The organism is uncultured Campylobacter sp., assembly GCF_963517995.1.
In the GTDB taxonomy this organism is placed as follows: domain Bacteria; phylum Campylobacterota; class Campylobacteria; order Campylobacterales; family Campylobacteraceae; genus Campylobacter_A.
On sequence record NZ_CAUQHQ010000149.1, the window covers coordinates 1 to 5,101 of the forward strand.

Here is a 5,101-nt window from a genome sequence, read left to right on the forward strand (position 1 = left end):
ATAGACACCTTCGTAGTGCTCGGCGACTGCACCGATCTTTGCGTATATCAGCTAGTCTCGCACCTAAAACTTAGCGCAAACGAGGCAAACATCAGGCGCAGAGTCGTCGTACCGGCAAGCCTCGTCGCCACCTACGACGCGCCGGGGCACGAGGGGGACTTTTATCACGCGATGTTTTTGCGGCATATGCAAACGGGTCTTGGCGCGCAGGTCGTGCGAGGGATAAAATTTAATTAAGCGGCGAGATTTGCTAAATTTATTTTACGCCGCAAGCTCAGACTAGGTTTAAATTTAAAAGCAAATCTACGCTCTAGCGGCAAATAAAGCCGCCCAACGTTAAGCAAGGCGCGATAAATTTACTCTTTAAATTCGCCCGCGAGCGTTAATTTATGCCGCCGAACCGAGTTTAAATTTATGCTCTGCTTATGTCGCCGACAAACCGTTAAAAAACAAGTCGTTCGCGTCCACAAAAGTCCGCCCTTAGTCCCGTTTCAGACAAGGCTGCTTTCGCTTCCGCCTATTATCTTAGGTGATTTTGCTTTTTACGCGCAGCTTCTGCGTTCAAATTTAAACCGCGCACCTATAAGGGCATGCTGGCCTTACGCCCAAGGCTTAGAGACGATTTAGCCGCTAAATTTACTTTTGCGATTTATCTACGCAAATAGCTTTGGTAATCTTCGTAGTTAGCGGCGAGATTACAAGTATGCTAGGATACGCCACGGCAAAAGCTTTTGCGTAACCGGCCATCCAAATGCCAAAAAAACCATCGGCAAACCCCAAATTTAGGTATGTAAGTACGCCTGAGATGATAAGCGACATAAAAAGCGCCATAATAAACGCGAAAACAAACCTAAAATACCTAATATCTATCATTTTTCTCCTTTTTTAAAATCTAGTTTGAGACGTTTTTTACGCCAACGCATTCGGTGACGCTCTCACAAAACCGTCTAAATTTAGTTTTTATTTGCGGGGCTTCATCTTGCTAAAAGAGTAGTTGTTTTTTAGCGAAAAACCCTCAAACATAGCAACCATATCGCCGCGCGCCTGCAAGAACTCCTTAAAATGCGTCGCCTGCCTGTGCGCCTCATACGCGGCCTCGTCTGCGTAAATTTCAAAAAATATCCACTGGCTCGGCGCATCTTTTAGCGTGAAGGCAAAAAGCGCCAGCATGCCGCTTTCTTTGGCGAGGCTTATTCTCATCTCCTTGATTAAAATTTTTTCAAATTTAGCTTTATCTTCGGAGCTGAGCGCAATTTTATTTAAACACATATGCGCACTTTTTAGCACGCCCTACGAGAGCTCTTTTTGCCCTAAAATCCGGCTCTATATTAAATTTATTATTCGGCTAGCTCGATCTTAATCTGCCCGTCTTTTGCGACCGAGCTCACATCGCCCTCGATCACGCCCAGGCGCACGATACCTTCGTAGTAAGGCTGGTAGCCGTAGTAGATGACGAAGTTATTCCACGGAGCAAAGTAGGAGATCTCGCCTTTTTTGCCGTCGCTGCCGCTCGGAGCGCCTTTTGTATCAAGCGGTTTTGGCAGCTTAGCGACCTTTTCGTGTCCGCCGTAGTCCTCTAAATTTAGCGTTAGCGGTAGCTGTGCAGCAAAGCTTCTTGCTGCTGCCGTATCGTCTAGGATAGCCGTCGCTTCGCCGTTAGAGCTTTTTAGGATTATCTTTAAATTTTGCATTTTCTCTCCTGCTGCCAAATTTAACCCCGCAAAAAGCATAAAGATGGCTAAAATTTTTCTCATTTTGACTCACTTTAAATTTATCTTGCCAGTTCAAGGATTTGAGCGATATTTTTCTTTGGATAGAGCTCTTGCATCGCCCACGCCTTTGCGTTTTCATAGGCCACACCCGCGATCTCATTTATAAGCGCCTCGCTATCTATCTTTAGCTGCGATAGACTTGTTGGAGTGCCTATTTTGTCAAACCACACTTTTAGCGCCTCTATGCCCTCATCTGCCGTTTTAAGCCCAAAAATTTCTCTCGCAAAACGCTCAAACACGCCTAAATTTCTATCCTTATACCACTTCATCCACGCAGGCATAACCACACTTAGTCCAGCTCCGTGCGCACAGTCTGTTACCGCACTCATCGCATGCTCGATCATGTGGTTTGGATACTCGATGCCTGAAGTACCGACCATAGTTATGCCATTTAGCGCCATCGTCGCAGCCCAGGCAAACTCAGCTCTAGCGTCGTAGTCATCAGGGTTTGCAAGTAAAATTTCAGTCGTTCGGATGATGGTTTTTATGTTTGCTTCTACCTGCATTCTGGCGATTAGCGGATAGTTTGTAGCCGTGAAATAGCCCTCGATGCTGTGCGCGATAACGTCGCTTGCGCTATAAACTAGATAGTCGCGACTGACGGTGGCTTGTAGCTGCGGGTTTACGACAGATACTTTTGGGAAAAGGCACGGCGCACCCAGATGAAGCTTTAATTTAGCCGCTTCGTTGGTCACAACGCCGTTTTGATTCATCTCAGAGCCAGTTGCCGCTAGTGTGATGATGTCAAATACCATAAGCGACTCGGCCGGATTTTTACCTACGAAAAAGTCCCACACGTCGCCGCTATATTTAGCTCCGGCAGCAACTGCTTTTGCAGAGTCTAGCACCGAGCCGCCGCCAACGGCCAGCACGCTATCGGCGCCAAATTCACGGGCTATTTTGATCGCTTCGTTTACTTTGCTTAGTACCGGGTTTGACTTCACGCCGCCAAGCTCGGTAAATTCGATGCCGTTTGCTTTTAGACTATCGGTGGCTACGCCAAGCAGTCCGCTCTTTTTTACGCGTTCGCTGCCGTATAGCACAAGGGCTTTTTTAGCTCCAAATTCTCTCATATACTCGCCGATATGAGCTTCTTTGCCTTTGCCAAATTCTATTCTTACCGGGTTATAAAATGTAAAATTTTCCATTGTTTTCCTTTTTAAATTGACCCCCGCAAGGTGCAGGGGCAGCGGTTTATTTCAAATTTGCTTTGAAAAATTCCTCAAATTTATCGTATGGGATCTTGTTGTTTTTATTGTCATATAGGTCTGTGTGCACGGCGCCCGGGACGATAACTAGCTCTTTATTTTTATTGCCAAGAGATTTAAAAGCGTCCTCGCTAAAGTATCTTGAGTGCGCTTTCTCGCCGGCTACGATAAGAGTCGGAGTTCTCATCTCGCTTGCGTAGGCAAGGATCGGCATATTTATAAACGAGATAGGATTTGTGACGATCCAGCCGCTCTCTCCGCTGTTTGAGTTTACAGAGCGTTTGTGATATCCGCGTGGCGTGCGGTAAAAGTCCGCATATTCAGCGATAAACTGCGGCGTGCTTGCGTCTATCTTTTTTGGATCAACGTTTATCGCGCCCGTATATGCCGGTTTGCCATTTTTAGCATCGAGCCAGCGTTGCTCGGCTAGCTTCTTTTTAGTTTCATATCTCTCATCGGCGCCTATGCTATCGTTGTAGCCTTTTGCCATCACTCGCGTCATATCATACATCGTGCTGGTTGCAACCGCCTTTATGCGAGGGTCTGCAAGAGCTGCGTTTAGAGCAAAACCGCCCCAGCCGCATACGCCTAAAATGCCGATCTTATCTCGATCTATATTGCTCTGGGTGCCTAGAAAATCCACCGCAGCGCTAAAATCGTCAGTGTTTATCTCCGGACTTGCTAAATTTCTTGGCTCGCCGCCGCTCTCTCCGGTGTAGCTCGGATCAAAGGCAAGCGTGATAAAGCCGCGCTCGGCTAAAGTTTGGGCGTAAAGGCCGCTTGATTGCTCTTTGACCGCGCCAAAAGGTCCGCTAACTGCGATCGCAGCAGCTTTGCCGTGCAAATTTTTAGGCGTATAAAGATCGCCGACAATCTCCACGCCGTAACGATTTTTAAATTTAACTTTCTTGTGATCTACCTTATCGCTTTTAGCGAAAACTTTGTCCCACTCGCTTACCATAGATACCGCTTCTAGCGGTGATTTTACTACGTTTGTACTAGCCATTGCATTGCCTCCTAAAATAAAACTTGACGCTACAAGCGTCGCCGCAAATTTCTTAAGATTCATCTTTTTCCTTTAAATTTTTTGATATTTTGGTGAGCTTTGGATTTTACTTGTCTCAAATATCGTTTTGTTGTGATGCATTATATCTGTATTTTAAATTTTACGTTAGAACGATTCTGTAAATTTCATGCCTAATCCTGCAAATTTTCTAAAAAGTTGTATAATTTTGCAAAATTTAGTTTGGAGGCGCAAAAATGGCTGATGTAAATTTACCAAAAGAGCAGACAAAAGAGTTTTTATTAGACAGATACGGCATAGTGGGATCTACCCAAAGCGATATCGACTCGCTTGACTTTTATATCAGCGACAAAACGCACGATTTTATCAGCACGGTTTATGAGCCGTCATTGTGCATAATACTGCAAGGAGCAAAGGCGATCGGCTTTGGCGATGAGATGCATGGATACGACGAGCAGACCTATGCGCTGGCTTCTACTCATGTACCGTTAAATGTAAGCCTAACAGACGCCTCAAAAGAGAAACCCTACATCTCGCTTCGCATTAAATTTAGCCTAGATGAGGTCTATGAAGTGCTAAAAGGCGTGGACGTAAAAGAGCAGAGTCTGCAAAAAAGCGAAAAAGGCATATTCTTTGGCGAGCTAACGGATGAGATTTTAGAGCCTGTTTTGAGGTTTGTTTGGTTGCTAGAAAAGCCGAAAGATAAGGTCAAATTTCTCTCAGACCTTGCTAAAAAAGAGATACTTTATATGCTCGCAACAAACGACAAAAGCGGCTATTTTTTAAGTAAATTTGCGATGCAAGGCAGCGTTTCAAATAAAATTTCAAAAGCCGTAGCAAAGATAAAAAACGAGTTTTCGCAAAAGCTAAATATGAAAGATGTCGCGCGCGAATGCGATATGAGCGAGTCTTCGCTATATCATAACTTTAAAACCGTAACCTCGCTAAGCCCAGTAGCTTTTCAAAAAAAGATCCGCCTAGAAGAGGCAAAAAATCTGCTCGTAAATAAAAATATCGGTGTTGCGCAGGCTGCTTTTGATGTGGGATATGAGAGCGCATCGCAGTTTAGCCGCGAATACGCAAGGATGTTTGGCGTG

The 5,101-nt window shown here is 45.1% G+C and carries 6 protein-coding genes and 1 pseudogene; 2 read left to right on the plus strand and 5 right to left on the minus strand.

Annotated features, from left to right (window positions below):
- A pseudogene (locus tag RYL88_RS11320) lies at nucleotides 1–237 on the plus strand (cysteine hydrolase); the annotation flags it as partial.
- A gap of 399 nt (nucleotides 238–636) precedes the next feature.
- Here the strand turns inward: RYL88_RS11320 and RYL88_RS11325 are convergent.
- The 5 genes from RYL88_RS11325 to RYL88_RS11345 all read right to left on the minus strand — a co-directional run bounded on the left by RYL88_RS11325 (nucleotide 637) and on the right by RYL88_RS11345 (nucleotide 3,986).
- The gene (locus RYL88_RS11325; protein WP_314991378.1) at nucleotides 637–873 is read right to left on the minus strand and encodes a DUF2798 domain-containing protein; all 237 of its coding nucleotides are present in this window, start codon (nucleotides 871–873) and stop codon (nucleotides 637–639) included.
- A gap of 87 nt (nucleotides 874–960) precedes the next feature.
- The gene (locus RYL88_RS11330) at nucleotides 961–1,269 is read right to left on the minus strand and encodes an antibiotic biosynthesis monooxygenase (protein WP_314991381.1); all 309 of its coding nucleotides are present in this window, start codon (nucleotides 1,267–1,269) and stop codon (nucleotides 961–963) included.
- A 68-nt stretch (nucleotides 1,270–1,337) separates the two neighbouring features.
- The gene (locus RYL88_RS11335; RefSeq protein ID WP_314991383.1) at nucleotides 1,338–1,754 is read right to left on the minus strand and encodes a cyclophilin-like fold protein; all 417 of its coding nucleotides are present in this window, start codon (nucleotides 1,752–1,754) and stop codon (nucleotides 1,338–1,340) included.
- A 17-nt stretch (nucleotides 1,755–1,771) separates the two neighbouring features.
- Nucleotides 1,772–2,920: an iron-containing alcohol dehydrogenase gene (locus tag RYL88_RS11340; protein WP_314991385.1), complete on the minus strand. Its 1,149-nt coding sequence runs from the start codon at nucleotides 2,918–2,920 to the stop codon at nucleotides 1,772–1,774.
- A gap of 46 nt (nucleotides 2,921–2,966) precedes the next feature.
- Nucleotides 2,967–3,986, minus strand: a complete 1,020-nt coding sequence (locus RYL88_RS11345; RefSeq protein ID WP_314991386.1) for an alpha/beta hydrolase — start codon at nucleotides 3,984–3,986, stop codon at nucleotides 2,967–2,969.
- Between the two features lie 254 nt (nucleotides 3,987–4,240).
- Here RYL88_RS11345 and RYL88_RS11350 point away from each other — a divergent pair.
- Nucleotides 4,241–5,101 (plus strand): AraC family transcriptional regulator (locus RYL88_RS11350; RefSeq protein ID WP_314991388.1); only part of this gene is annotated, 861 nt, incomplete at its 3' end.